The organism is Burkholderia sp. IDO3 (genome assembly GCF_003366075.1).
Lineage (GTDB): Bacteria > Pseudomonadota > Gammaproteobacteria > Burkholderiales > Burkholderiaceae > Burkholderia > Burkholderia anthina.
In genome coordinates this window covers 148,669-172,505 of record NZ_CP028964.1, presented here as the reverse complement: position 1 = coordinate 172,505, position 23,837 = coordinate 148,669, and the positions used below count along the sequence as shown (strand labels likewise).

23 protein-coding genes are annotated in these 23,837 nt (G+C 67.5%); 12 read left to right on the top strand and 11 right to left on the bottom strand.

Annotated features, from left to right (window positions below):
- Nucleotides 1-48 precede the first annotated feature (48 nt).
- The gene (locus tag DCN14_RS32425; RefSeq protein WP_096508014.1) at nucleotides 49-684 is read left to right on the top strand and encodes a TetR/AcrR family transcriptional regulator; all 636 of its coding nucleotides are present in this window, start codon (nucleotides 49-51) and stop codon (nucleotides 682-684) included.
- Nucleotides 685-850: 166 nt separating this feature from the next.
- Nucleotides 851-1,342 (top strand): NAD(P)H-dependent oxidoreductase, encoded by a 492-nt coding sequence (locus DCN14_RS32420; RefSeq protein WP_096508015.1) that lies wholly within the window; start codon nucleotides 851-853, stop codon nucleotides 1,340-1,342.
- Between the two features lie 133 nt (nucleotides 1,343-1,475).
- Here DCN14_RS32420 and DCN14_RS32415 read toward each other — a convergent pair whose 3' ends face one another.
- The gene (locus DCN14_RS32415) at nucleotides 1,476-2,060 is read right to left on the bottom strand and encodes a DUF2889 domain-containing protein (RefSeq protein WP_096508016.1); all 585 of its coding nucleotides are present in this window, start codon (nucleotides 2,058-2,060) and stop codon (nucleotides 1,476-1,478) included.
- Between the two features lie 680 nt (nucleotides 2,061-2,740).
- Between DCN14_RS32415 and DCN14_RS32410 the strand changes: the two genes are divergently transcribed.
- Entirely contained in the window at nucleotides 2,741-3,403 is a 663-nt protein-coding gene (locus DCN14_RS32410) for a ProQ/FinO family protein (RefSeq protein WP_096508017.1), read from the top strand.
- 659 nt (nucleotides 3,404-4,062) lie between these two features.
- A complete protein-coding gene (locus tag DCN14_RS32405; RefSeq protein WP_096508018.1) occupies nucleotides 4,063-5,124 on the top strand; it encodes a DMT family transporter in 1,062 nt (353 codons plus the stop codon).
- Between the two features lie 116 nt (nucleotides 5,125-5,240).
- Here DCN14_RS32405 and DCN14_RS32400 read toward each other — a convergent pair whose 3' ends face one another.
- The 8 genes from DCN14_RS32400 to DCN14_RS32365 form a co-directional block, all read right to left on the bottom strand.
- A complete protein-coding gene (locus DCN14_RS32400; RefSeq protein WP_096508019.1) occupies nucleotides 5,241-5,606 on the bottom strand; it encodes a bleomycin resistance protein in 366 nt (121 codons plus the stop codon).
- 119 nt (nucleotides 5,607-5,725) lie between these two features.
- Nucleotides 5,726-6,316 (bottom strand): nitrogen fixation protein NifQ, encoded by a 591-nt coding sequence (locus DCN14_RS32395; RefSeq protein WP_096508020.1) that lies wholly within the window; start codon nucleotides 6,314-6,316, stop codon nucleotides 5,726-5,728.
- Between the two features lie 86 nt (nucleotides 6,317-6,402).
- Nucleotides 6,403-6,828: a TOBE domain-containing protein gene (locus DCN14_RS32390; RefSeq protein WP_096508021.1), complete on the bottom strand. Its 426-nt coding sequence runs from the start codon at nucleotides 6,826-6,828 to the stop codon at nucleotides 6,403-6,405.
- Between the two features lie 270 nt (nucleotides 6,829-7,098).
- Nucleotides 7,099-8,601: an efflux transporter outer membrane subunit gene (locus DCN14_RS32385; RefSeq protein WP_096508022.1), complete on the bottom strand. Its 1,503-nt coding sequence runs from the start codon at nucleotides 8,599-8,601 to the stop codon at nucleotides 7,099-7,101.
- Nucleotides 8,598-9,560, bottom strand: coding sequence for an HlyD family secretion protein (locus DCN14_RS32380; RefSeq protein WP_096508023.1), 963 nt, complete (start codon nucleotides 9,558-9,560; stop codon nucleotides 8,598-8,600). The genes DCN14_RS32385 and DCN14_RS32380 overlap by 4 nt, the downstream gene beginning before the upstream one ends.
- The gene (locus tag DCN14_RS32375) at nucleotides 9,557-9,775 is read right to left on the bottom strand and encodes a DUF1656 domain-containing protein (protein ID WP_096508024.1); all 219 of its coding nucleotides are present in this window, start codon (nucleotides 9,773-9,775) and stop codon (nucleotides 9,557-9,559) included. Before DCN14_RS32375 ends, DCN14_RS32380 begins: the two co-directional genes overlap by 4 nt.
- 34 nt (nucleotides 9,776-9,809) lie before the next feature.
- On the bottom strand, nucleotides 9,810-11,942 hold the full coding sequence (locus DCN14_RS32370) for an FUSC family protein (protein ID WP_096508025.1): 2,133 nt from the start codon (nucleotides 11,940-11,942) through the stop codon (nucleotides 9,810-9,812).
- The gene (locus DCN14_RS32365) at nucleotides 11,939-12,418 is read right to left on the bottom strand and encodes a MarR family transcriptional regulator (RefSeq protein ID WP_096508026.1); all 480 of its coding nucleotides are present in this window, start codon (nucleotides 12,416-12,418) and stop codon (nucleotides 11,939-11,941) included. The genes DCN14_RS32370 and DCN14_RS32365 overlap by 4 nt, the downstream gene beginning before the upstream one ends.
- Before the next feature lie 350 nt (nucleotides 12,419-12,768).
- Here DCN14_RS32365 and DCN14_RS32360 point away from each other — a divergent pair, with 350 nt between their 5' ends.
- From DCN14_RS32360 to DCN14_RS32325, 8 genes are all read left to right on the top strand, one after another.
- Nucleotides 12,769-14,181, top strand: a complete 1,413-nt coding sequence (locus tag DCN14_RS32360; protein ID WP_096508027.1) for a PLP-dependent aminotransferase family protein — start codon at nucleotides 12,769-12,771, stop codon at nucleotides 14,179-14,181.
- 105 nt (nucleotides 14,182-14,286) lie between these two features.
- Complete coding sequence (eutB, locus tag DCN14_RS32355; protein WP_096508028.1) at nucleotides 14,287-15,258, top strand: hydroxyectoine utilization dehydratase EutB; 972 nt, start codon at nucleotides 14,287-14,289, stop codon at nucleotides 15,256-15,258.
- A 1-nt stretch (nucleotide 15,259) separates the two neighbouring features.
- Entirely contained in the window at nucleotides 15,260-16,264 is a 1,005-nt protein-coding gene (locus DCN14_RS32350; protein ID WP_096508029.1) for a cyclodeaminase, read from the top strand.
- A 10-nt stretch (nucleotides 16,265-16,274) separates the two neighbouring features.
- Complete coding sequence (doeA, locus tag DCN14_RS32345) at nucleotides 16,275-17,483, top strand: ectoine hydrolase DoeA (protein WP_096508030.1); 1,209 nt, start codon at nucleotides 16,275-16,277, stop codon at nucleotides 17,481-17,483.
- 4 nt (nucleotides 17,484-17,487) lie between these two features.
- Nucleotides 17,488-18,525 carry a N(2)-acetyl-L-2,4-diaminobutanoate deacetylase DoeB gene (gene doeB / locus DCN14_RS32340; protein ID WP_096508031.1) on the top strand — a complete coding sequence of 346 codons (1,038 nt, stop codon included), beginning with the start codon at nucleotides 17,488-17,490 and terminating at the stop codon, nucleotides 18,523-18,525.
- A gap of 13 nt (nucleotides 18,526-18,538) precedes the next feature.
- Nucleotides 18,539-19,009: an Lrp/AsnC family transcriptional regulator gene (locus DCN14_RS32335; RefSeq protein WP_096508032.1), complete on the top strand. Its 471-nt coding sequence runs from the start codon at nucleotides 18,539-18,541 to the stop codon at nucleotides 19,007-19,009.
- A gap of 123 nt (nucleotides 19,010-19,132) precedes the next feature.
- Entirely contained in the window at nucleotides 19,133-20,611 is a 1,479-nt protein-coding gene (locus DCN14_RS32330; RefSeq protein WP_096508033.1) for an NAD-dependent succinate-semialdehyde dehydrogenase, read from the top strand.
- 20 nt (nucleotides 20,612-20,631) lie between these two features.
- A complete protein-coding gene (locus tag DCN14_RS32325) occupies nucleotides 20,632-22,026 on the top strand; it encodes an aspartate aminotransferase family protein (protein ID WP_096508034.1) in 1,395 nt (464 codons plus the stop codon).
- A gap of 301 nt (nucleotides 22,027-22,327) precedes the next feature.
- Here DCN14_RS32325 and DCN14_RS32320 read toward each other — a convergent pair whose 3' ends face one another.
- Nucleotides 22,328-23,509, bottom strand: coding sequence for an MFS transporter (locus DCN14_RS32320; protein ID WP_096508035.1), 1,182 nt, complete (start codon nucleotides 23,507-23,509; stop codon nucleotides 22,328-22,330).
- A gap of 43 nt (nucleotides 23,510-23,552) precedes the next feature.
- Nucleotides 23,553-23,831: a hypothetical protein gene (locus DCN14_RS38160; RefSeq protein WP_143331722.1), complete on the bottom strand. Its 279-nt coding sequence runs from the start codon at nucleotides 23,829-23,831 to the stop codon at nucleotides 23,553-23,555.
- Nucleotides 23,832-23,837 lie beyond the last annotated feature (6 nt).

The following is a 23,837-nucleotide window of genomic DNA, read 5'->3' as shown; positions in this document are numbered from 1 at the left end:
GTAGTTTATCCCTGGGAAAAGTAAACTCGGAGGTGTAAAATTTTTTGTATGGATACGAGTACTTCTCCTTCGCGCCTGACCGATCGAAAACGCGCGGCGATCATCGACGCCGCGATCGAGGAATTCCTCGCGGCGGGCTACGACGCAACCAGCATGGATCGCATCGCCGCGCGCGCGGACGTGTCGAAACGCACCGTCTACAACCATTTCCCGAGCAAGGAGACCCTGTTCGCCGCGATTCTCCATCAGCTATGGGATGCGACCCGGACGGCCAGCCCACCTGCCTATTGTCCGGACGTCCCGCTGCGCGAGCAGCTGCTCGCCCTGCTGGACCGCAAATTGCGCCTGTTGAACGACGAAGCGTTTCTTGCGCTCGCACGCGTCGCGATCGGCGCGGCCATTCATTCTCCGGAGCGCGCGCGCGATATGGTCGAACGCCTCGGCGAACGCGAAGAAGACCTGACGGTCTGGATTCGCGCGGCGGCGGCGGCCGGCCGCCTGTCGGTCACGGATCCCGTATTTGCGGCTCATCAGCTGCAAGGCATCGTGAAAGCTTTCGCGTTCTGGCCGCAAGTCACGATGGGCCAGCCACCGCTTGGCATGCAGGAGCAGCAGAGGCTTGCCGAATCCGCGGCCGACATGTTTCTTGCGTACTACGCGTGCCAGGACGCCGACGCTGCGTGACTGGCCGTGCGTCGATCGACCCAATGCGTGTTTTATCGGCAGCCTCGAAGATGCGGTAGTCCGTAACTGACGAACGCATGATGAATACGGAACCGGACCGCGCATGTCGACGTAACCCGTCCCGAACCCGACCGGTGCCTATGCAGCAGAACGCGAGTGAACCCACATGAAGACGCTGTTGATCGTCTACCACACGATGACTGGCGGTACGCAACAGATGGCCGAAGCGGCAGCGAGCGCCGCGCGCGAGCAATCCGGCGTGGAAGTGAAGTTGCAGCGTGCGGACGCGACGAGCGCGGACGATGTGCTGGCCGCCGACGCGTACCTGTTCGCGACACCGGAAAATCTGGCTGCGATGTCCGGATTGATGAAGGATTTCTTCGATCGCTGCTACTACGCCGCGCTCGATCGCGTGAATGGCCGCCCGTATGCAGCGATGATTTGCGCGGGCAGCGACGGACAGAACGCACTGCGCCAGATTGACCGGATCGCGACCGGATGGCGGCTCAGGAATGTGGCGCCGGGCCTGATCGTCTGCACCCATGCGCAGACGCCCGAGCGCATCCTCTCCCCCAAGACGATCGGCAGCGAGGATCTCGCGCGCTGCGCCGAAATCGGTGCGGGTCTTGCCGCAGGGCTGGCGCTCGGCGTGTTCTGATCGACAGCGATCGAACCCGCCGAAGTGGCGTCACTGCCGTCGCAAGCGCGCGCCGGGGAGCCGATACCTCCGACGCGCAAATCCCGCGGCGATACCCATCCCGCACCCTGCCGCAGTGCGCACGACCGACGCGTCAGTCCTCTTTGACCGACACCACCGGCTGATGATATTCAGGCCACAGGTTTTTCACGAGGTCACGCGACGCGCCATACGCATAACAACTGTCGATCTTCAGCGGTTTTCCTTCGCTGTCGCGGTCATTGAGCGGGGACGTCCGTACACCGACCATCGTTTGATAGGCCGTCGTGGCAACCGGACCGAGAATTTCCTTCAGATGCGTACAGGTGTCGCAAGACGGCAGACGCTTGCGGATCTCGCTGTTCCAGCCGGCGCCGATACGCAATCCGACGAGCGCCTGCAGCGAGTCGCCGCCCCCCGGACATTGCGCATACGGATGCGACCTGATGAACGTGGATACCGCGCGCACGATCATGTCGACGTCGAAAACCAGCGTGACGCCGAGATCGTGAATCGGGGCCAGCGCCACGACGGTGCGCGTGCCGCCCGGCGGCGTGAAGTCGCTTGTCTTGCGGTCGGCGAGACAGGCCGTTACTTCGAACAGGCCGTCGCTGCGCCGATAGCCGCGCATGTCGATCTGTCGATGGTGAATTTCTTCGCGGGTAATGCCGTCGTGGGGAATGTCGTGTCGGGAATCCATGTATTCGCTCCGCTTCGTACGACCGGGGCCTCTTTGCATTCGATAGCGATGTCGTCGGCCGGCGGCGCCATCGCGACCCTCCGTGACAGGCAGCCGCCAACGTCGATCCGGCCATACTACGCACTTTCCGGCACGGTCGTACGATCGAAGATCGGTGCGGACGCAACTAATCGGATGCCGGTAACGAGCACTGTGCACACTGGTGCGTTGCATTCATCGCACCGTGAAATCCGGCCTCCCCGGATAGCGCAGGTCCGCAGCCGCGAACGTCTTCGTTCGCTGTACCGACGCTCGCATCCCGTAGTGTGGAATAACGTATCTATGGCGCGGCCCGAATATCGAAGCCCGGTCGCACTGAAAACGACACTACGTAACGCGTGTATCGATCGCGCACGAAAACGCCGCCATAATGCGCACCACGACCGTGTGGACACGTTGTCCGCTGCCGGAATCCGTCGAATGCGAACCGGTGAGTCAACCGACTGCCGCGCGTACCGGTATACTTCCATTCCTGCCTTCTCCGGCATCGTGGCCGGGTGCCTGAAACAGCGGTGGGTGCGATGCGGCCCCGCAGCGTATGTTCCGCGTCGGCGGCAGACGGGCCGCAGGCAATGCGGCGAAGCGCCGATGTGCGGAATGGCTGCACGAACCACACCTTATATTCCTGGTGGATTGAATTTATGGGTTTTGAACAACTTGCCGAATTGCGGGCGCAGCTCGCAGCAAAGGCCAAGCAGGAGCGCAACGCGAAGCGTCCGGCTACGCAGACGGACGCCGGCGCGAAGCCGAAGTCCGGCGACCGGCCGGCTCGTGGGGCCAAATCGGGTGCCGGTGCCGGCGCCAAAGCGGCGGCCGGCGCGAAGCCTGCTTCGGCGAAACCGTCGACGCCGGTCGATCCGGTCATCGTCGCGATCGGCAAACTGCAGCGCCGGTTCCCGCGCGCATTCCCGAAGAATCCGGCCCCGAAAGTGCCGCTGAAGGTCGGCATCTGGGAGGACCTCGCCCGCGAGGCGCAGGCCGTCGGTCTGAACGAAGCCGAACTGCGCGATGCGATGTCCACGTGGTGCCGCGGCAACCGCTACTGGTCGTGCCTCGTCGAAGACGCGGTGCGCGTCGATCTGCAGGGTACCGAAGCAGGACGCGTGACGCGCGACGACGCAGCGCGCGCGCGCCGCCTGAAGTCGCGCCGTCCGGGCAAGGGCGCCGGGCAACCGGCGAAGGGTGCACCGCAGCAGCAGCAGGCCGAAGTACAGGCCGATGCCGCCGCGCCGCAACCTGCCAACACCGAGGCACCGGCCGACGCAGCCCCGCAGGCCGAGCAGCAAGCCACCGCGAGCGAGTAACGCGCGATGCGTCGCCGTGCGATTGCGCGGCGACGACCTGCATGCCCCGCCATGCAGCGAATCACAGGACGGACCGATCTGCCCTTACCCGGGCAGGTTGGCGCTGTCTCCGCCGGCAGCACTGCCCGTTCGCCGGTCATTCCCCCTCCGCCACTGAACCGCCAACGACCGCACGACGAAAGCGCGTGAACGGACGTCGGTTGCGTACTATGTCGCCCCTATCGCGCGAGCATCGAGACCGGATATCGATTGCGAGCGCCGGGTATGACGAATTCATGGACGTTTCACCTAAATGATTCGTTTTCCTAAAATAATGATGAGCGGGCTATAGATTCCTTTGACCCATCGCGAAGGAGGCGCCGGATTCGCACTTGTCCACGCATGTCGGGCATGAAACGCCGACTTCGTTGCAGAACCGACGAGACGAGACGGACTAGCACATTGTTGCCGCCGTTCTCCAGTCGGTTGGCGAGCCGCGAAGCAACCGCGATAATCTCGCGTGCCGACGCTCATTGCCGAGAACGCCCGACACGACAGGAACGTGAAAGCCTGCATGGCTTACCTCGGGTTCCGCGCAATCGAAAGCATTCGGCAAGCCGGATGTGCTGCGGCGTCACGCGAAGCCCACCGATTCCCTACACGGACACAACGCTCGCATCATGAATCCCAGACACTCAGCGATTCTCGTCGCGCTCGTTGCCGCCGCGCTGTTCGGCACTGCGACGCCGCTCGCCAAGGCATTGATCGGCGCGATGTCGCCGTTCATGGTCGCCGGCCTGTTCTATCTCGGCAGCGGGATCGGCCTGGGTATCGGAATCCTGCTGCGCGGACTGCGCGGTCGCCGCACGCCGGCCGACGCTGCCGCGCCGCTGCAACGGACCGACCTGCCGTGGCTGGCCGGCGCGATCGCGGCCGGCGGCGTGGCGGGCCCGGCGCTGTTGATGCTCGGGCTGTCGAGCACGCCGGCCGCGACGAGTGCGCTGCTGCTCAATCTCGAAGGCGTGCTGACGGCCGTCATCGCGTGGGTCGTGTTTCGCGAGAACGTGGATTTCCAGGTGTTTCTCGGCATGGTGGCGATCGTCGCGGGCGGCACGCTGCTGTCGTGGGTGCCGGGGCGCGCAAATGTGCCGGTCGGCGCGCTGTTGATCGCCGGCGCGTGTCTGTGCTGGGCGATCGACAACAACCTGACCCGCAAGGTCGCCGCGAACGATGCGATGGTCATCGCGTGCGCGAAAGGCCTGATCGCCGGGCCGGTGAATATCGGCATCGCGCTCGCGACCGGCGCGGCGCTCCCTGCTGTTCCGGCCACGGCCGCCGCGATGCTGACCGGTTTCGGCGGCTACGGGATCAGCCTCGTGTTGTTCGTCGTCGCGCTGCGTTATCTGGGCAGTGCGCGAACGGGCGCGTATTTTTCCGTCGCGCCGCTGTTCGGCGTCGTGCTGTCGCTGCTGATCTGGCCGGCGCTGCCGTCGGCCACGTTCTGGATCGCGGCTGCGTTGATGGCGCTGGGTATCTGGCTGCATGTGCGCGAACGGCACGAACACGCGCATGCGCACGAACGGCTCGAGCACACGCATCGGCATCGGCACGACGAACATCATCAGCACGCGCACGACTTTCCGTACGACGGCGACGAACCGCACACGCATCCGCATGTGCATCTGCCGATCACGCACAGTCACGCGCATTTCCCGGACATTCATCACCGCCATCGACACTGATCGCGCAGCGAACGAAGAACGGCGCCTGCTGCGTGCGGCATGCATCGCAAAGTAACCGTTTATGGGGACTTCGAACCTTGTGTGCGGCGGGTGATCGGCAGCCGGCTTCAGCCGTTTCAGTCGTTGGTCTGGATCAGCCGAATCAGCGAACCGTCCGGATCGATCAGCGCACCGACGGTACCGCCCCATGCTTCGCGTTTCGGCCGATGCGCACGCGGCCAGCCGGTCGCTTGCTCCGGAATGCCGGCAGCGAGCACCTCGTCGAAAAACGCGCCGACGTCGGCGAGCCGGAAGCAGCAACTGAACCAGCTCGTGGCAGGATCGAGACCGGGGTGCGGGAAGAACTCCAGCAGTAGCCCGTCGCGCTTCAGGATCATCCAGCCGTCGTCGCGCCAGGTTTCGGCGAAACCGAGCTTCGCGTAAAACAGCGACGTCGTTTCGAAATCGCGTGACGGCAGGTTCGGGCTTGCGAGGTCGGCCAAAGACGGTTTCTCCGGTGGGGTGCTGCGATCGGATGCATCGACGGGAAAGGATGCGGACGGGTGTACGCATGGTCGGTCAAACGATACGGACAGGCAAGCCGTGCAGGCCGCCCGCATGGCTATCTTCCGCGAGGAAAACAGAACCCGAAATCCTCGCAGCCCGGACATCCAGGGGCTGGCCCCGGCGGCAGGCCGAGCGATACGGCCACTTCCAGGGCGAGGAATTTCTTCCACCGGAGATTCGCGACGTTGCGCGCGGCGAGCGCGGGAAAATAGCGGTCGAGCATCGCGGATACCGCGCCGCGTCCGTCGAGGCCGAGATCGCGCCACAGGTGGTCGGGGCGCAGGCACGCATGCGCGATGATTGCGGCGACGCAGTCGGCATCGTCGTGCGCGACGGCAGGATGCGCGTCGCGCATCAGCAGCGTGTGCAGCGTCGCGACGAATTGCGCAGGTGAGGGCGGCAGCGGCGCGACGGTGTCGATCGACACGAGCGCCGACGCATCGGCGGGAGGCAGGTGCGGAAACTGGCGGGCAAGCAGGCCGCTCAACCGAGCGGGAGACAGGCCGAGTAGCGCCAGTTCGTTGCGGCACGCGCGTGCCGCAACGAGTGCGCCAAACAGATGCGCGTCCGGGGAGTCGGCGTCGGCCGCCCCGGCGAGCAGCGATTGCAATACGCGTTCATGCGCGTGGTCGCGCGCGGACGTCATCGTGCGCGCCCGCACGTTCGACGAGCGCGGTAGCCCGCGCGAAGACGCGGCGAGCGACGCAGCGTCATTGCCACCGGGTCGGACACTTACTCGACGCCGACGATCACGCTCGACGCCTTGAAGATCGCGGACGCGGCGCTGCCGCTCGCGAGGCCGAGACGCTCGACGCTGTCGTTGGTGACGATCGCGACGATTTCGGTACCGCCTGCCGCCTTGATCACGACTTCCGAATTGACCGCGCCTTTCGCGACCGACGACACGGTGCCCGCGACGCAGTTGCGGGCCGATACCTTGCTGCTGTCGACGTCGACCATCACGATGACCGACGACGCCTTCACGAGCGCGAACGCCTTCGTGCCGGCCGCGAGGCCCAGCGACGCGGCGCTGCCGTGCGTGATCACGGCGACGATGTCGAGGCCGTCCTGGGTGCGCAGCGTGATTTCGTCGTTGACGGCACCGGGCTTGACGGCGCCGATCTGGCCGGCGAATTGATTGCGGGCGCTGGTTCGCATGATGACTCTCCGGGGAAATGGGCCGCCCGGCGGGCGGCGAGCGAATGACGGAAACTGCGGACGAGTGTACCGGCAACGGCTGCGAAGCGCGACGCCGGCGTGGACATACCGGACATGCGAGATCGCGAACGGTCGTGCGGGGCGGCGGCCAACCGCCCGCATGCTGTGCTGCACTGCGGGACGGGTAGTCAGCGCGCTGCGTGCGCGGACGGCAACCTGGCTGCTGGCTCGAGGGGGTACAGACGCGGTTTCAGGCGCCGCGCCGGACGATCACTCGGCGCTGGCGGATGCGGCGCCCGGTGCATCCGCCGTCGCCGACGTCTGCGGCGCGGCAGCGGTCGCCGCATCGCCTTCCCACCCGCCGCCGAGCGCGAGGAACAACCGCACCTGGTCCGCGGCGACCTGCCCGTCGGCCGCGGCGACCTGCGCGTGCACGCTGGTCAGCGTGCGCGTCGCATCGAGATCGGAGATGAACGATTCGCGGCCGGCCGTATAGAGCCGGTGCGTTTCGTCGGCGGAACTGCGCGCCGATTCGTACGCCGTGCGCAGCGCGTCGGTGCGCTGCACGTCGGCCGCGTAGGTCGCGAGGCTCGACTGCGTTTCGCGCAGTGCGTTCAGCACGACGCCGTCGAAGTGCGCGAGCGCACCGCCCGTCGCGGCTTCGGCTTCCTGCACGCGGGCACGCTGGCCGTTGACCGGGAACGACCAGCTGATCAGCGGTCCGAACGACCAGCGGTTGGTGGTCGACGAGAAGAGATCGCCGGCGATACCGACCGACCCGGCCGACGCGCCGATGCTGATCGACGGGTACAGCGCGGCGGTCGCGACGCCGATACGCGCGGTCGCGGCGGCAAGCTGGCGCTCCGCTTCGCGGACATCGGGGCGGCGGCGCAGCAGCGCGGCGCCGTCGCCGATCGGAATCGGCTGGCGCAGCTTCGGCAGGCGCTCGCATTCGCCGACCGCCTTCGGCAGATCGGCGGGCGAACGTGCGAGCAGCGCGGCGAGCTGGTATTGCGCAATCTTGCGGCGGCCTTCGAAACGCGGGATGTCGGCCGACAGCGTGCGCACCTGCGTCACGCCGCGCGTCACGTCGGTCTGGTTGCCGCGCCCGGCATCGCGCAGCCGCCGCGACAGCGTCACGCGCTGCTGCTGCAGCGCGAGCGACTGCTTCGCGATCGCGAGCTCGTCGCCGGCGGAGCACGATTCGACGTACGCGCGCACGACATCGGCGACGACCGTGATGCGCGCCAGGTCGGCGGCGGCCTTGACGGCGTCGCTGTCCGCGCGCGCGGCCTCGACGCCGCGCCGCAGCTTGCCGAACAGGTCGAGCTCGTACGACACGCTGATGCCGACCGTGCCTTCGTTCACGACCGGCAGCTTGTTTTCGAGCAGATATTGCTCGGCCGATTCCTGCGCGCGCTGCACGGCGGCTTCCGCGCTGCCTGAGAAGCCGCCCTGCTGGTTCGCGACTTCCAGCGCCGCACGCGAGCGCGCGAGGTTGGCCGCGGCGACGCGCAGGTCGGTGTTCGATTTCAGCGCGCTGCGCACGAGATCGTCGAGGACGGGGTCGTCATACAGCTGCCACCAGTTGCCGGGCACCGCGTCGCGCGACACGAGCGTGCCGTTCGCGTCGTCGAGCGCATGATTCGCGAGCGGCGCGTTCACATACGCCTGCTGCGGCAGCGAGTAGTCGGGGCCGACGGATTTGCACGCGCCGAGTGCGAGCGCGAGCGGTGCGAGCGCCGCCGCGAGGCGCAGGCCGTGTCGCTTCATTGCGAGGCCCCCGCTGCGCTGGCGGGCGCGGGCGACGCCGCCGCCGCGGCGGTCGAAGCGCCGGCGGCCGGCTTCGCGTTGTCGTCGCGGCGCGTGTCGGTGCGCATCGCGACGGTCGCGGTGCGGCCGGCAATCATCCGGAAGTCGTCGGGCACCTCGTCGAGCGCGACGCGCACCGGCACGCGCTGCGCGAGCCGCACCCAGCTGAATGCGGGGTTCACGTTCGGCAGCAGGTTCGCGCCCTGCGTGCGGTCGCGATCCTCGATCGCGGCGACGATGCTCTGCACGTGGCCGCGCAGCGGATGCGGTTCGCCCATCACGACGATGTCGACGGGCTGGCCGATATGGATGCCGCGCAGCTTGGTTTCCTCGAAGTAGCCATCGACGCGGAACGAATTGCGGTCGACGACCGACAGTACCGCGCGGCCGGCCGGCACGTATTCGCCGACGCGCGGCGCGCGGTCGTTCAGGTAGCCGTCGACGGGGCTCACGATCGTCGTGCGCCGCAGGTTCAGCTTCGCGGTGTCGAGCGATACCTGCGCATCGGCGACGGCGGCTTCGCCCTGCTCGACACGCGTGCGGCTTTCCTCGACCTGCTCGCTTGCCACGAGGTTGCCGAGCTGCAGGTTGCGCGCGTATTCGCGTTTGGCCTGCGCGAGCGTCGCGGTGCGTTGCGCGAGCGTCGCTTCGGCGAGCCGCTCCGCGAGCGTGTAGCGCGCCTGGTCGATCACGAACAGCACCTGGCCGCGCCGGACCTCCTGGTTGTCCGCGACCTGCACGGCGGTGATGAGCCCGGACACGTCGGGCGCGACCTGGATCACGTCGGCGCGCACGTGCCCGTCGCGGGTCCACGGCGAGAACATGTAGTAGTTGATGATTCGCCACAGCACGAGGGCCGCCACGACGACGACGATCAGGGTGAGCAGGATCTGCCCTGCCGAGAGCCAGGTTTTTTTCACGATGAAGTAGCCACGAGATGGTGAGACACGATCACGACTGCGGCAAACACGAAGACGTAGATGCCGAGGTCGAAGATCGAACGGTGCCAGACGAGGCGGTAAAAGCCGACGCGCTCGAGCACCGCGCGCACGACGATGTTGATCAGGTAGGCGATCAGCATCAGCACGAGCGGAGCCGGCACGAATACGCCGAAGATGTCGATTTCGCCGATCATGGTCGCGGTCGGAAAGACAGGTTGGAAAGCGGGGTCATGCGCGGGCTCCGTCCGGCGATGCGTGCGGCGGCTGCGCGGACGCGGCCGGATACAGCGACAGGCGCAGGCCGACGAGCGCGTGCAACGTGTCACGCAGCCAGCGATGCGCTGCCGGTGCGGCCGGAAGTGGCGTCGCGCCGTCGTCCGGCGTTGCGGTGCCCGGCAGGTTGCGGCCGGCCACGCGCTGCAGCGCGTCGTCGATCGACGCGAGCAGTGCCGGCGGCGCGGGCTGGCGCGCGTTCGCGGCCGCGCAGCGGGTGTAGTGATCGGTCACGCCGGCCAGCACGCGGTCGATCGCATCGGGCACGTCGCCCGACAGCTTGCGGCGCGTGCGGCGCAGGTCGAGCGCGTTCAGCGCGATGCGCAGGTCGCGAAAGCTTTCGATCGACGGGTGGCGGTGATCGTCGGAGGCGCCCAGGCGCGGCAGCAGTTGCGTGACGCGATCGAGCATCCGCGACGCATGGTTGCGCTGGTCGTCGAGCGGCTGCGTCGACGCGGAACGCGCGACGTCCTCCCAGCCCGAGCGCAGCAGGCGCCGCACCGCGAGTTCCGCGCCGAACGGCCGCGTCGCACGCGTCCAGACATACGCGAACAACAGCCCGGCGACACCCGCGAGGTTGCTGTTCAGGAACACGAAGAAGTCGGCTTCGTATGCGCCCTGGATGCTGATGAAGGTGGCCGTGTTCACCGCGACGAGCATCGTCACCATGTTGAACTGCGGGCGCGGCAGCAATGTGCCGATCAGGATGAACGGCCCCGCGAACATCAGCACCAGCATCGGGAAGTCGTGCACGTGCGGCAGCACGGCGAACAGGTACAGGCCGGCGAACACGACGCTCGCGGCGGTGGCGAGGAAGAACTTGAACACCAGCGGCGCAGGCTCGTCGAGCGCGGCGAAGAAGCTGCAGGCGACGGCCACGAGCGTGACGGCTCCCGCGCCGTCGTGCCAGCCGGACTCGATCCACAGCCAGCACGCGAACACGATCGCGCCGACCACGGTCAGCGTCGAGAACAGCATCATTCCGCGATCGAAGAAGCGCTCGGTGCCGCCGAGCCGCCAGTGCCGGTAGCGCGGCTGCCAGACGCCCGACTCGTTCGCGATCAGCGCGCGCAGCGAGCGGCAGTCCTGCCAGATGTCGATGACCTGGCGCAGCCGCCACAGCGCGTTCGACAGCAGCGCGCCGTCCCAGCTCGTCAGCGCGGTGTCGGGCGGCTGCAGCGACGCGATGCGCGCGCGCAGGTTGTCCGCGACCGGATCGTCGGTCATCTCGCCGTCGGCACCGGCGGTGACGGCCGGCAGCGGCGCGTCGAACCACTTCGCGGCGTCGGCGAGCAGCGCGTCGAGCGCGGCGGGGCGCACGTGCAGGTCGCGCATTAGCGCGATCAGCGGATCGGCGAGCGACGACATCAGCGGCAGGAACAGCTGCATCCGGCCCGCGAGCGCCTGCGCGCGGGCCAGCACGCGCGGGTGCGCGTGGTCGTAGCTGAGCTGGCTCAGCAGGAATTCGAGGCCCGTGATGGTGGCGGCGAGGCGTTGCCGGCACGCGGACAGCGCCTTGCCGGCGAGATGCCCGGACAGCGTCTCGCGGCCGTAGAACGCGGCGTCCCGGAACCACGCGTCGGTGCGCTCGATCAGCGCCGGCGCGAGCCGGTTCGGGAACACGGCGCTGCCGACCACGCTCGCGCACACGATGCCGAGCACGATTTCCTCGGTTCGCGCGATCGCGACGTCGAAGATCGTCGACGGATCGGTCACGGTCGGCAGTGCGACGAGCGGCATCGTATAGCCGGCGAGCATGAACACGTAGCTGCGCGCGGTGCGGTCGGAGATCGCGAGGTAGAGCAGCGTGCCGCACCACGTCGCGACGATGATGCTGAACAGGAGCGGCGTCTCGACGAACGGCGGCACGAACAGGATCGCGGCGGCCGCGCCGAGCGCGGTGCCGAGCGCGCGATACAGCGCCTTCGAGCGCGTCGCGCCGACGAACGGGTTCGACACGATATAGACGCTCGCCATCGCCCAGTACGGGCGCGGCAGCTGGAAATACAGGCCGAGGTACAGCGCCAGCATCGACGCGGCGAACGTCTTGCCCGAGAACAGCCAGTCGCGAAGGCTCGGATAGGTCATGACGCGGAATCGGCGGTGTGGGGCGGGCGCGACGCCGGATGGTGCACATCGGCCGCGTTGAATGCGTTGAGCACGCGCAGCGTCGCCTCGAGATCGGCGCGCGTAATGCCCTTGAGCACCTGGGCGCGCAGCACGCGCAGGTCTTCTTCCATCCGGGTGGTGACCGCGCGGCCGGCGGCGGTGAGCGAGATCGTTTTCGCGCGGCGATCGTGCGGATCCTCGTCGCGGCGCGCGAGACCGGCTGCGCACAGCTGGTCGAGCAGGCGCACGAGCGACGGCCCCTCGATGCCGACGTGTTCGGCGAGCGTGCCCTGGCGCACGCCTTCGCCGAGGCGGCCGGCGATCAGCAGCGGCGTCGCGCAGGCTTCGGACACGTTGTAGGCGGTCAGCACGTCGTCGCTCGTGCGGCGCCACTTGCGGGCAGTGAGCACGAGCAGGCTGCTGACGGCGAGGCGGAGGTCGTGCAGATTGGTCATGGGCGAGATGATAGGGGCAAAATTATTCGATAGCAAACTATCGTTTTTTGTCACCCGGATGTCATGCGGTATGCCGACCTGCAACGGGCAATTTAGGCGGGGCGCCGGGGATGGTCAAGCTGTAAGGTGGGGGCGGCCGCCTCTTGTGATGCACCGCGGCAGCGCAGCCGGCGGCCTGTGCCGTGCGTCAGGGCGTCAGGGTGTCGGCGCAGCGAACCCGGCCGTAACACCGGCCGATCGTGCCCCGGCCGCGCCGCACCATCCTGCTTTCCGCGCACGATTGCACTAGGACAATATTTTCAGGGTGTCTTTCTGAGCGACCATGCGGAAGCTACGACGGAGACATCGAGATGGGACGGACCGAGGTATCGGCGCGCTGGCACGACGCGATCGGCGCGGTGCACGGCATCGAGTCGAAATACAAGCGGCTCGTGAAGGCGATCGCCACCGACATCGACAGCGGCGCGCTCGCACCGGGCGCGCGGCTTGCGCCGCAGCGCGACGTCGCGGCGAGCCTCGGCGTCAGCGTGCAGACTGTCACCAATGCCTACAAGGAACTTGAAAGGCAGGGCCTGATCCGTTGCGAGGTCGGGCGCGGCAGCTTCGTGGCCGCGCGCGTGACCGAATCGATGTCGAACTACATGCTCGATACGGCCGAGCGCGAACTGGTCGATTTCTCGATCGCGCGCATCGTGCACACGCCCGAGCACGATGCCGCGTGGCGCGCCGTCTGCGCGGCGCTGGCCGGCGCGGACGACCAGCCGTGGATCCGCTCGTTCCGGCCGATCGCCGGCCTGGACGCGCATCGCGAGGCCGGTGCCGCGTGGCTCGCGTCGCTGAACATGCCGGTGCATCCCGAATCGCTGCTGATCACGAACGGCGCGGCGCACGGCATCTTTCTCGCGCTCGCGTCGATCGTCGGGCCGGGCGACACGGTGCTGTGCGAAAGCCTGACCGACCACGGCGTGATCGGCTCCGCGAACGTGCTCGGGTTTACGCTGAAAGGGCTGGAGATGGACGAGCACGGCATCCGTCCCGAACATTTCGAGGAAATGTGCGACGGCGAGCGCATCAGCGCGCTCGTGTGCACGCCGACCCTCAATAATCCGACGGTGTCGATGATGTCCGATTCGCGGCGCAAGTCGATCGCGCGCATCGCGTCGCGCTACGGCGTGTACGTGATCGAGGACGATGTGTACGGCCCGCTGCCCGCGAAGACGGCCACGCCGATCGCGAGCCTGATTCCGGAGCTCGGCTTCTATTGCACGAGCATGACGAAATCCGTGCTGACGGGGCTGCGCACCGGCTATCTCGCGATGCCGAGACGGCTCGCGCTGCGGGTCGAGAGCGTGCTGCGCGTGAGCAGCTGGATGGCGACGTCGCCGATCGCGGAGATCGCGACACGCTGGATCGCCGACGGCACCGCGCGACGGCTGGTCGAGCTGCAGCGCCAGCGGCTCGCGGTGCGCCAGGACATGGTGAAGGCCGCGCTCGGCCCGTATGTGCTCGGTGCGCACCCGAACGCGCTGTCGACGTGGCTGCGCGTGCCCGACTACTGGCAGGCGGACCGGCTCGTGCGCGAACTGCGCACCCGCAAGATCGCGGTGACGTCGCCCGACCCGTTCCTCGTCGGCAGTACGGAGCGGCCCAATGCGGTGCGCGTGTGCATCGGCGCGGAGACGACGGATGCCGCGTGCAACGCCGCGCTCGAGACGATCGCGGGCGTGTTCGAGCAGTATCCGCACGTGCACGATTTTCACTGAAACGAAGCCGGCGTCGCGGCGGCGACGCACAATGTATCAGGACATTCGAAAGCGCAATTTGGAACATTAGACTGGATCGCACCACATCAATGAGGCGCGCGTTCCATGTCCTTCCTGTCGCTGTCCGACGTCTACCGCGCGCGCCGACGCATCGCCGGGCATGCGCGTGTCACGCCGCTCGTCGCGTCCGCCGCGCTGTCCGCGCGGGTCGGCGCGCCGGTTCATCTGAAACTCGAAACGCTGCAGCCGACGGGCAGTTTCAAGCTGCGCGGCGCGACCAACGCGCTCGCCGAACTCGCGGAGCAGCGGGTGACGCGCGTCGTCACCGCGTCGACCGGCAATCACGGCCGCGCGGTGGCGCATGCGGCGCGCGCGTTCGGCATCGAGGCCGCCGTCTGCATGTCGTCGCTCGTGCCGGCGAACAAGGTCGACGCGGTGGCCGCGCTCGGCGCGCGGGTCGTGATCGCCGGCAACAGCCAGGACGACGCGCAGGCCGAGGCGCGGCGTCTCGTGCGCGACGAAGGCTACGCCTACGTGCCACCGTTCGACGATCCCCGCATCATCGCGGGGCAGGCGACGATCGGCATCGAGATGCTCGAGGCGTTGCCCGATGCGGGCACGCTCGTCGTGCCGCTGTCGGGTGGCGGACTCTTCAGCGGCGTCGCGTTCGCCGCGAAGGCGATCCGGCCGGCGATCGAGGTGGTCGGCGTGTCGATGGCGCGCGGCGCCGCGATGCACGCGAGCCTCGCGGCCGGGCGGCCGGTCGACGTCGACGAACAGCCGACGCTCGCCGATTCGCTCGGCGGCGGCATCGGCCTCGACAACCGCTACACGTTCGACATGACGCGCGCGCTGGCCGACGACGTCGTGCTGCTCGACGAGCCGGCGATCGCGCGCGGCATCGCACACGCGTATCGCGAAGAGCGCATCGTCGTCGAAGGCGCGGGTGGGGTCGGCATCGCCGCGCTGCTCGACGAACGGATCGTACGTCGCGATCCTGCCGGCCCGATCGTGGTGGTGGTGAGCGGCGCGAACATCGACATGGACGTGCATCGCCGGATCGTTTCGGAGAACTGATATGACCCATCCCGTCACGCTGCTCGGACAGGCGCAATTGCGCGCGCTGGTCCCGCTCGATATCGCCGCGATCGACCAGGTCGAGGCCGCGTTCGCGTCGCTCGCGACCGATGCGGTCGCGATGCCGCCGATCCTCAATCTCGCGCTGCCGGCGCGTCACGGCGAAGTCGACGTGAAGACCGCATACCTGCCGCGCTTCGACAGCTTCGCGATCAAGGTCAGCCCCGGCTTCTTCGACAACCCGTCGCTCGGCCTGCCGAGCCTGAACGGGTTGATGCTCGTGCTGTCCGCCCGCACCGGGCTGACCGAGGCCGTGCTGCTCGACAACGGCTACCTGACGGCCGTGCGCACCGCGGCGGCCGGCGCGGTGGCGGCGCGCCGGCTCGCGCGCGCCGACGCGCAGCGCGTGGCGATCGTCGGCGCGGGCGAACAGGCGCGGCTGCAGCTCGATGCGCTGACGCTCGTGCGCGAGATCACGCACGTGACGGTCTGGGCACGCGACACCGCGCGCGCCGCGCGGTTCGCGGCCGACGTGCGCGCGGCGCACGGCATCGACGCCACGGTCGCGCGATCGGTGCATACGGCATTGGCCGACGCCGATATCGCGGTGACGACGACCCCCAGCCGCGCGCCGCTCGTGCACGCGGAGGATCTGCATCCGGGGCTGCACGTGACGGCGATGGGCTCCGACGCCGACTACAAGACCGAACTCGCGCCGTCGGTGTTCGGCGCCGCGCGTTATTTCTGCGACCGGCTGCAACAGACCCGCGTGGCGGGCGAACTCGCGCATGCGATCGCGGCCGGCGCGGTCGCGGCCGATGCCGTTTTCCCCGAACTCGGCGAAGTGATCGCCGGCCATCGCGACGGCCGCACGCAGCGCGACGACATCACGATCTGCGACCTGACCGGAACCGGCGCGCAGGACACCGCCATTGCCGTGCTCGCGCTGCAGCGCGCGCGTGCGGCAGGGGCGGGCACGATTTTCCACAACGACCTCACGACTTGAGAGGAGACAGATGTCCGCAGTCATCGAAACCTACGAAGCCGTGCCGCGCCTCGCGTTCGATCGCAGCGAATACGCTGCGCGCATCGCGAAGACGCGCACGGCGATGCAGCGGGCCGGCATCGACCTGCTGATCGTCACCGACCCGACCAACATGGCCTGGCTCACCGGCTATGACGGCTGGTCGTTCTACGTGCACCAGTGCGTGCTGCTGCCGATGGACGGCGAGCCCGTCTGGTACGGCCGCGGCCAGGACGCGAACGGCGCGAAGCGCACCGCGTTCATGGCGCACGAAAACATCGTCGGCTATCCCGACCACTACGTGCAGTCGACGGCCCGTCACCCGATGGACTACCTGTCGACCGAAGTGATCGCCGCGCGCGGCTGGGGCGCGCTGCACATCGGCGTCGAGCTCGACAACTATTACTTCAGCGCGGCGGCTTACGCGTCGCTGCAGCAGCATCTGCCGGCCGCGCGCTGGGTCGATGCGACGGCGCTCGTGAACTGGCAGCGCGCGGTGAAGTCGCCGCGCGAGATCGAGTACATGCGCGTGGCCGCTCGCATCGTCGAGCGGATGCATGCGCACATCGTCGACACGATCGAGCCGGGCATGAAGAAGAGCGATCTGGTCGCGCAGATCTATGCGACCGGGATCGGCGGCACGGACGGCTTCGGCGGCGACTATCCGGCGATCGTGCCGCTGCTGCCGACCGGTGCCGACGCGGCCGCGCCGCACCTGACCTGGGACGACACGGTGTTCGCGCGCGGCGCGGGCACGTTCTTCGAGATTGCGGGCTGCTACCGCCGCTATCACTGCCCGCTGTCGCGCACCGTCTATCTCGGCAAGCCGCCCGCGCACTTCATCGAAGGCGAGCGCGCGGTGGTCGAAGGAATCGAGGCGGGGCTCGCGGCCGCGAAGCCCGGCAACGTGTGCGAGGACATCGCGAACGCGTTCTTCGCGGTCCTGCGCCGCGCGGGCATCGAGAAGGACAGCCGCTGCGGCTACCCGATCGGCGCGAGCTATCCGCCGGACTGGGGCGAGCGCACGATGAGCCTGCGTCCGGGCGACCGCACGGTGCTCGAACCCGGCATGACGTTCCATTTCATGCCGGGGCTGTGGCTCGACGACTGGGGGCTGGAGATCACGGAGAGCATCCTGATCACCGATACCGGCGTCGAGACCTTCTGCAACACGCCGCGCAAGCTGTTCGTGAAGGAGTAGGACGATGCGTGCTTCTCCGATCACGCCGACCGTCGATTTCGACGCGGACGGCGAACAGCATGGCTTCCTGAAGCTGCCTTACTCGCGCGACGATTCCGCGTGGGGCGCGATCATGATTCCGGTGACCGTCGTGAAGCACGGCGACGGGCCGACGGTGTTGCTGACCGGCGGCAATCACGGCGACGAATACGAAGGCCCGGTCGCGCTGTCGAAGCTCGCCGGGTCGCTGAAGGCGGCCGACGTGAACGGCCGCGTGATCGTCGTGCCGTTCATGAACTATCCGGCGTTCCGGGCTGCGCGCCGCACGTCACCGATCGATGCGGGCAACCTGAACCGCAGCTTTCCGGGCCGGCCGGACGGCACCGTCACCGAGAAGATCGCCGATTACTTCCAGCGCCACCTGCTGCCGCTCGCGACGCACGTGCTCGACATTCATGCGGGCGGCCGCACGCTCGACTTCGTGCCGTTCGCGGCGATCCACGTGCTGGAGGACGGCGACCAGCAAGCACGCTGCGAGCGCGCGATGCGCGCGTTCGGCGCTCCGTATTCGATGCGCATGCTGGAGCTCGACAGCGTGGGGCTCTACGACAGCACGGCGGAGGCGGCCGGCAAGGTGTTCGTGTCGACCGAACTGGGCGGCGGCGGGTCGTCGAGCGCGGCGAGCGTCGCGATCGCCGAGCGCGGCGTGCGCGGCTTTCTCGCGCATGCGGGCGTGATCGCGAAGGATGACGGCGCGCGCGGCGCCACACGCACCGCGCAATGCACGACGACGCTGCTCGACATGCCGGACGGCTCGTGCTTCACGACCAGCGAGCATGGCGGGCTGCTCGAGATGTGCCGCGATCTCGGCAGCGAGGTCGCGGCCGGCGACGTGCTCGCGCGCGTGCACGACATCGACCGCACGGGCGTCGCACCGGTCGAATACGTCGCACGGCGGAGCGGGCTGCTTGCCGCGCGGCACTTCCCGGGTATCGTGCAGGCCGGCGACACGATCGCTGTGGTGGCCGACATCGTCGAGCGCAACATCCCGGTGGCCGCATAGGGGCGCGCACGACGTGATCAAGCTCGACCGATACGACCTGGCGATCCTGCGCATCCTCGAGCGCGACGGACGCATCACGAAGTCGAAGCTCGCGGAGGCCGTGAACCTGTCGATCTCGCCGGCGTGGGAGCGCGTGCGCAAGCTCGAGGAAAGCGGCGTGATCCGCGGCTATCGCGCGGACGTCGACTGGATCGGCGCGTTCTCGGGCAGCCGCATCGTCGTCGAGGTGACGCTGTCGCGCCATACCGCGCTCGACATGCGGCGCTTCGAGACGCGCATTGCCGCAGCGCCCGAAGTCGCGCAGTGCTTCGCGACGGGCGGTGGCGTCGACTACGTGCTGCATGTGGTCGCACGCGACATCGATCACTACCAGCGTTTCATCGACGCGTTGCTGATGGACGACCTCGGCATCGAGCGCTACTTCACGTACATCGTGACGAAGGTCGTGAAGTGCGAATCCGGCGGCGCGCCGGACTGGCACTGAAACTTCGCGCGAACGCGCGGCAATACGGAAAAAACCGCAAGAAGCGGGCGCCGAAACCGAAATTTCCGCGCGCGCCGGCACGCCAGAATGAAGTTCGTGCCCACCCAAACGAGGAGACGCAGCATGCTGCCCGGACACCCCGTTCTGTTCAAGTCGACCTGCTATGTCGACGGTCGCTGGATTCACAGCGACAGTGCCGCGACGGTCGCCGTCGTGAACCCCGCCGACCAGGCCGTGATCGGCCACGTGCCGATGCTCGAGCGCGCGCAGATCGTCGCGGCCGTCGACGCCGCGCAGCGCGCGTTCGATACATGGCGCTGGACGCCGCAAGCGGTCCGCAGCGACGCGTTGCTGCGCTGGCATGCGCTGATCCTGCGCCATCTCGACGATCTGTCCGCGTTGCTGTCGCTCGAGCAGGGCAAGCCGCTCGCCGAATCGCGCGGCGAGATTCGCTATGCGGCGAGCTTCGTCGAATGGTTCGCGAACGAGGCGAAACGTGTCGCGGGCCGCACGATCCCGACGCATATCGACGGCGCGCATCTGGGCACGGTGATGGAACCGGTCGGCGTCGCGGCCTTGATCACGCCGTGGAATTTCCCGGCCGCGATGATCACGCGCAAGGCCGCCGCCGCGATCGCGGCCGGCTGCGCGGTGGTGGTGAAGCCCGCGCACGAGACGCCGTTCTCGGCGCTTGCGCTCGCGCAGCTCGCCGACGAGGCCGGCTTCCCGGCCGGCGTGTTCAACGTCGTGCTCGGCGAACCGCAGATGGCGATGGAAACGCTGGTCGGCGATGCGCGCGTGCGCGCGGTGAGCTTCACCGGATCGACGCGCGTCGGGCGGCTCGTGACCGAAACTGCCGCGAAAGCCGGCATTCGCAAGGTCGCGCTCGAACTGGGCGGCAACGCGCCGTTCATCGTGACCGAGGACGCGGAGCTCGACCACGCGGTGCGGATCGCCGTCGGCGCGAAGTTCCAGACCTCCGGGCAGGACTGCTGCGCGGCGAACCGGATCTTCGTCGCGCGCCCGCTCTATGACGCATTCGTCGGCCGCTATGCGAACGCGGTGCGCGAACTGAAGACGGGCCCCGCGTTCGAGCCGGGTGTCGACGTCGGCCCGCTGATGCATCAGGCGGCGTTCGATACGACGGCGGCGCGCGTCGACGACGCACGTGCGCGCGGCGCACGCATCGTGGCCGGCGGCCGGCCGCACGCACTCGGCGGCTGGTTCTACGAACCGACCGTGATCGCGGATGCCGCGCCCGGCATGCGCGTGTACGACGAGGAAAACTTCGCGCCGATCTCGGCGGTGTGTGCGTTCGACACGCTCGACGAAGTCGTCGAACAGGCCAACGACACCGAGTACGGCCTGGCTGCCTACGTGTGCGCGACGCGCATCGACACGATCTTTCAGCTCGTGCGGCGGCTCGATTTTGCGATGGTGTCCGTCAACGGCGTGAAATTCACCGGCGCGCCGATCCCGTTCGGCGGGATGAAGGCGTCGGGCCTCGGGCGCGAAGGCGGCGCCGAAGGTTTCGAGCCGTTCACCGAAACCAAGTACTTCTGCCTCGGCAATCTCGGCCTGCCCGTCGCGGCGACGGCCTGACTCATTCAAAGGAGCTCATCATGAAACACTCGATCGACGCACTGCTGCGCGAGGACCGCGCCCACTTCATGCACCCGTCGACGCACGCGTACGACCACGAGACCGGCGCGCTGCCGGGCAAGATCGTGCGCGGCGCCGAAGGCATCCGCATCGAGGATCACCAGGGCAAGCGCTATATCGACGCGTTCGCCGGCCTCTACTGCGTGAACATCGGCTATGGCCGCACCGAGGTGGCCGACGCGATGTACGCGCAGGCGAAGCAGCTCGCGTATTACCACACGTATGTCGGCCACGCGTCGGACGCGATCATCGAGCTGTCGTCGCGCATCATCGACTGGGCGCCGGCCGGGATGAAGAAGGTCTATTACGGGATGTCGGGTTCCGACGCGAACGAAACGCAGGTCAAGATCGTCTGGTACTACAACAACGTGCTTGGCCGCCCGAACAAGAAGAAGATCATTTCGCGCGAGCGCGGCTATCACGGCTCGGGCATCGTGACGGGCAGCCTTACGGGCCTGCCGAGCTTTCATCAGCATTTCGACCTGCCGATCGACCGCGTGAAGCATACGGTGTGTCCGCACTGGTATCGCAAGGCGCCGGTCGGCATGAGCGAAACGCAGTTCGTCGCGTACTGCGTCGACGAGCTCGAAAAACTCATCGCGCGTGAAGGCGCCGACACGATCGCGGCGTTCATCGCGGAACCCGTGATGGGCACGGGCGGCATCATCGAGCCGCCGGTCGGATACTGGCCCGCGATGCAGGCCGTGCTGCGCAAGCACGACATCCTGCTGATCTCGGATGAAGTGGTGTGCGGGTTCGGACGTCTTGGCTCGAAGATGGGCGCGCAGCACTTCGGGATCGAACCCGATCTGATCACGGTCGCGAAGGGGCTGACGAGCGCGTATGCGCCGCTGTCGGGCGTGATCGTCGGCGAGAGGGTGTGGGACGTGATCGCGCGCGGTTCGCAGGAGCACGGGCCGATGGGGCACGGCTGGACCTATTCGGGCCACCCGGTGTGCGCGGCTGCCGCGCTCGCGAACCTCGCGATCCTCGAGCGCGAGAACCTGGTCGGCAATGCGGCGGACGTGGGTGCGTATTTCGGCGCGAAGCTGCATGACGCATTCGATGCGCATCCGCTCGTCGGCGAGGTGCGCAGCGTCGGGATGCTGGCCGCGCTGGAGTTCATGGCCGACAAGGACGCACGCACGCCGTTCGATCCTGCGCTGAAGATCGGCGCGCAGGTGTCGGCCGCGGCGCTGCAGCGTGGCGTGATCGCGCGGGCGATGCCGCACGGCGACATTCTCGGGTTTGCGCCGCCGCTCGTGACGACGCGGGAGGAGGCGGATGAAATAGTCGGTATCGTGAAGGCGGCGGTGGACGAGGTGGCGGAGCGGAATATTTCGACCGTCGCGTGAGTTGCGGGGGACTGATGTGAGAGGTGATGCCGCCGCACGGGGAGCGGCGGCGTCATTTTTGGCGTGTTTCGCGGATTGTGATGGGGGTTTCTTACCGATCCGAAACGGACTGTCGAAACGTAGTGACATCGATGGCTCTTTTCGGAGCCGAGCGGACGTCGATCTTGTCGCAGTCGAGCAGCATGACCGTTTCGCAGGCGATATGCAAACCTGATTCAGCCACGAAGCCATGGGCAGTGGCGACAGAGACTGGCTAAGCAAAAAGCCATGCCGGGCGTCCACTTCCATGCCAGTAGCATCGTCAAACCGGTGACACGATCTCGGCCGGCTGCCGCCCGGATGCGGCCATGATGCGCCGTGTCGCCAATTCGGACACAAGTAACGCAACGGCTACCAGCACTGCGGCAACGAATCCGAGTCGATGTCCTCCGACGACAGGAATCGCCGCTGCACCGATAACGCCGGCCGCTGTCACGCCGAAATAAGTGCCCGCGGTATTGAGCCCGATGAGTACCGGCGCGATAACCGGTGCCAGCGTAACGAGCCGGTGCTGTTGCGGAACGAGTATGCCCCAACCACACGCGCCCCAGACCGCGATGGCCAGTGCGGCGCTCCAGACGTGGAGGCTCGTCCACGGAAAGGCCGCCATATCGACCACGAGCAGCCCCAACATCAGCACGATCACCTTGTGCGAGCCGAACGAGTCGATCAATCGCCCGGCAAGGAGATTGGATACCGTGCCCGCCGCCCCCCACATCACCAGCAGCACGCCGAGCACGATGGCCTGGCCGCCCACGGCACGATCGAACACCACCGAGAAGTAGGTGTAGACGGTGAAGATACCGCTCATGGCAAGCAGCGTCGTCGCCAATGTCAACGCTACACGCGCATCGGCAATCGGCGCGATGCGCTTTCCGAGTGTGATCGCAGGCGGAAGCGGCATCTCGGGCAACAGCACCCACACGCCCACGAATGCAACGGCCCCCAGTGCAGCAACAAACACGAGCGTCCATCGCCAGTCGCTGAGTCCCCCGATGACTGCTCCGATAGGCGAACCCAGAGCAGTCGCCGTCGTGAGCCCCGCAACGATCACCGACAACGCGAAACCGCGGCGCTCCGGCGGCATCAACATGGCTCCCGCTCCTGTCGCGGTCGGCGAAAACGTTGCCGCTCCCACCCCGGCCAGCACGCGCGACAGCAACGCCAGGCCGAGACTGGGCGCGATCGTCGTTGCCAGGTTCGAAACGACAAACAGTCCGAGACCGGTCAGCAGCAGTCTCTTGCGCGGAATACCGGCGGCCAGCGCCGCAATCGTCGGCGCGAGCAACGCATAGGTGAGCGCATAGGCCGTGGTCATCTGCCCCGCCGCACCGATGCTCGCATGGAACGCATGGGAAATTTGCGGCAGGATGCCGGCGACGACGAAACTATCGGTGCCCAGCGCGAACATGCCAAGGGCGAGTACAAGAAGGCGGCGGTCCATCACGAATCCTTTCACTGAATAAACAGATAGCAACCAGGCTGCATCACGCGGCCGGATCGAACACGAACTGACGGCTCATAGCGGCCCGATCGCGTCTCCAAGCTTGACGTCGCCGTCGCTCACGATCTCGGCGTAGACGCCGCAGAAAGTCGGTCTTGGGGCGCGGAACGAAGCTGGCCGCATCGAAATCCCATTCGCCATTTGCGATCGCATGGCGCCGGTCGGACGGGAAACCCTGTCCGGCGCTCAAAGGCACGCTCGGCAGCGTCTTCGCCGACAAGCCCTTGACCTGATAACGGCACAGCAAGCTCACGTGTTCCATAACCAC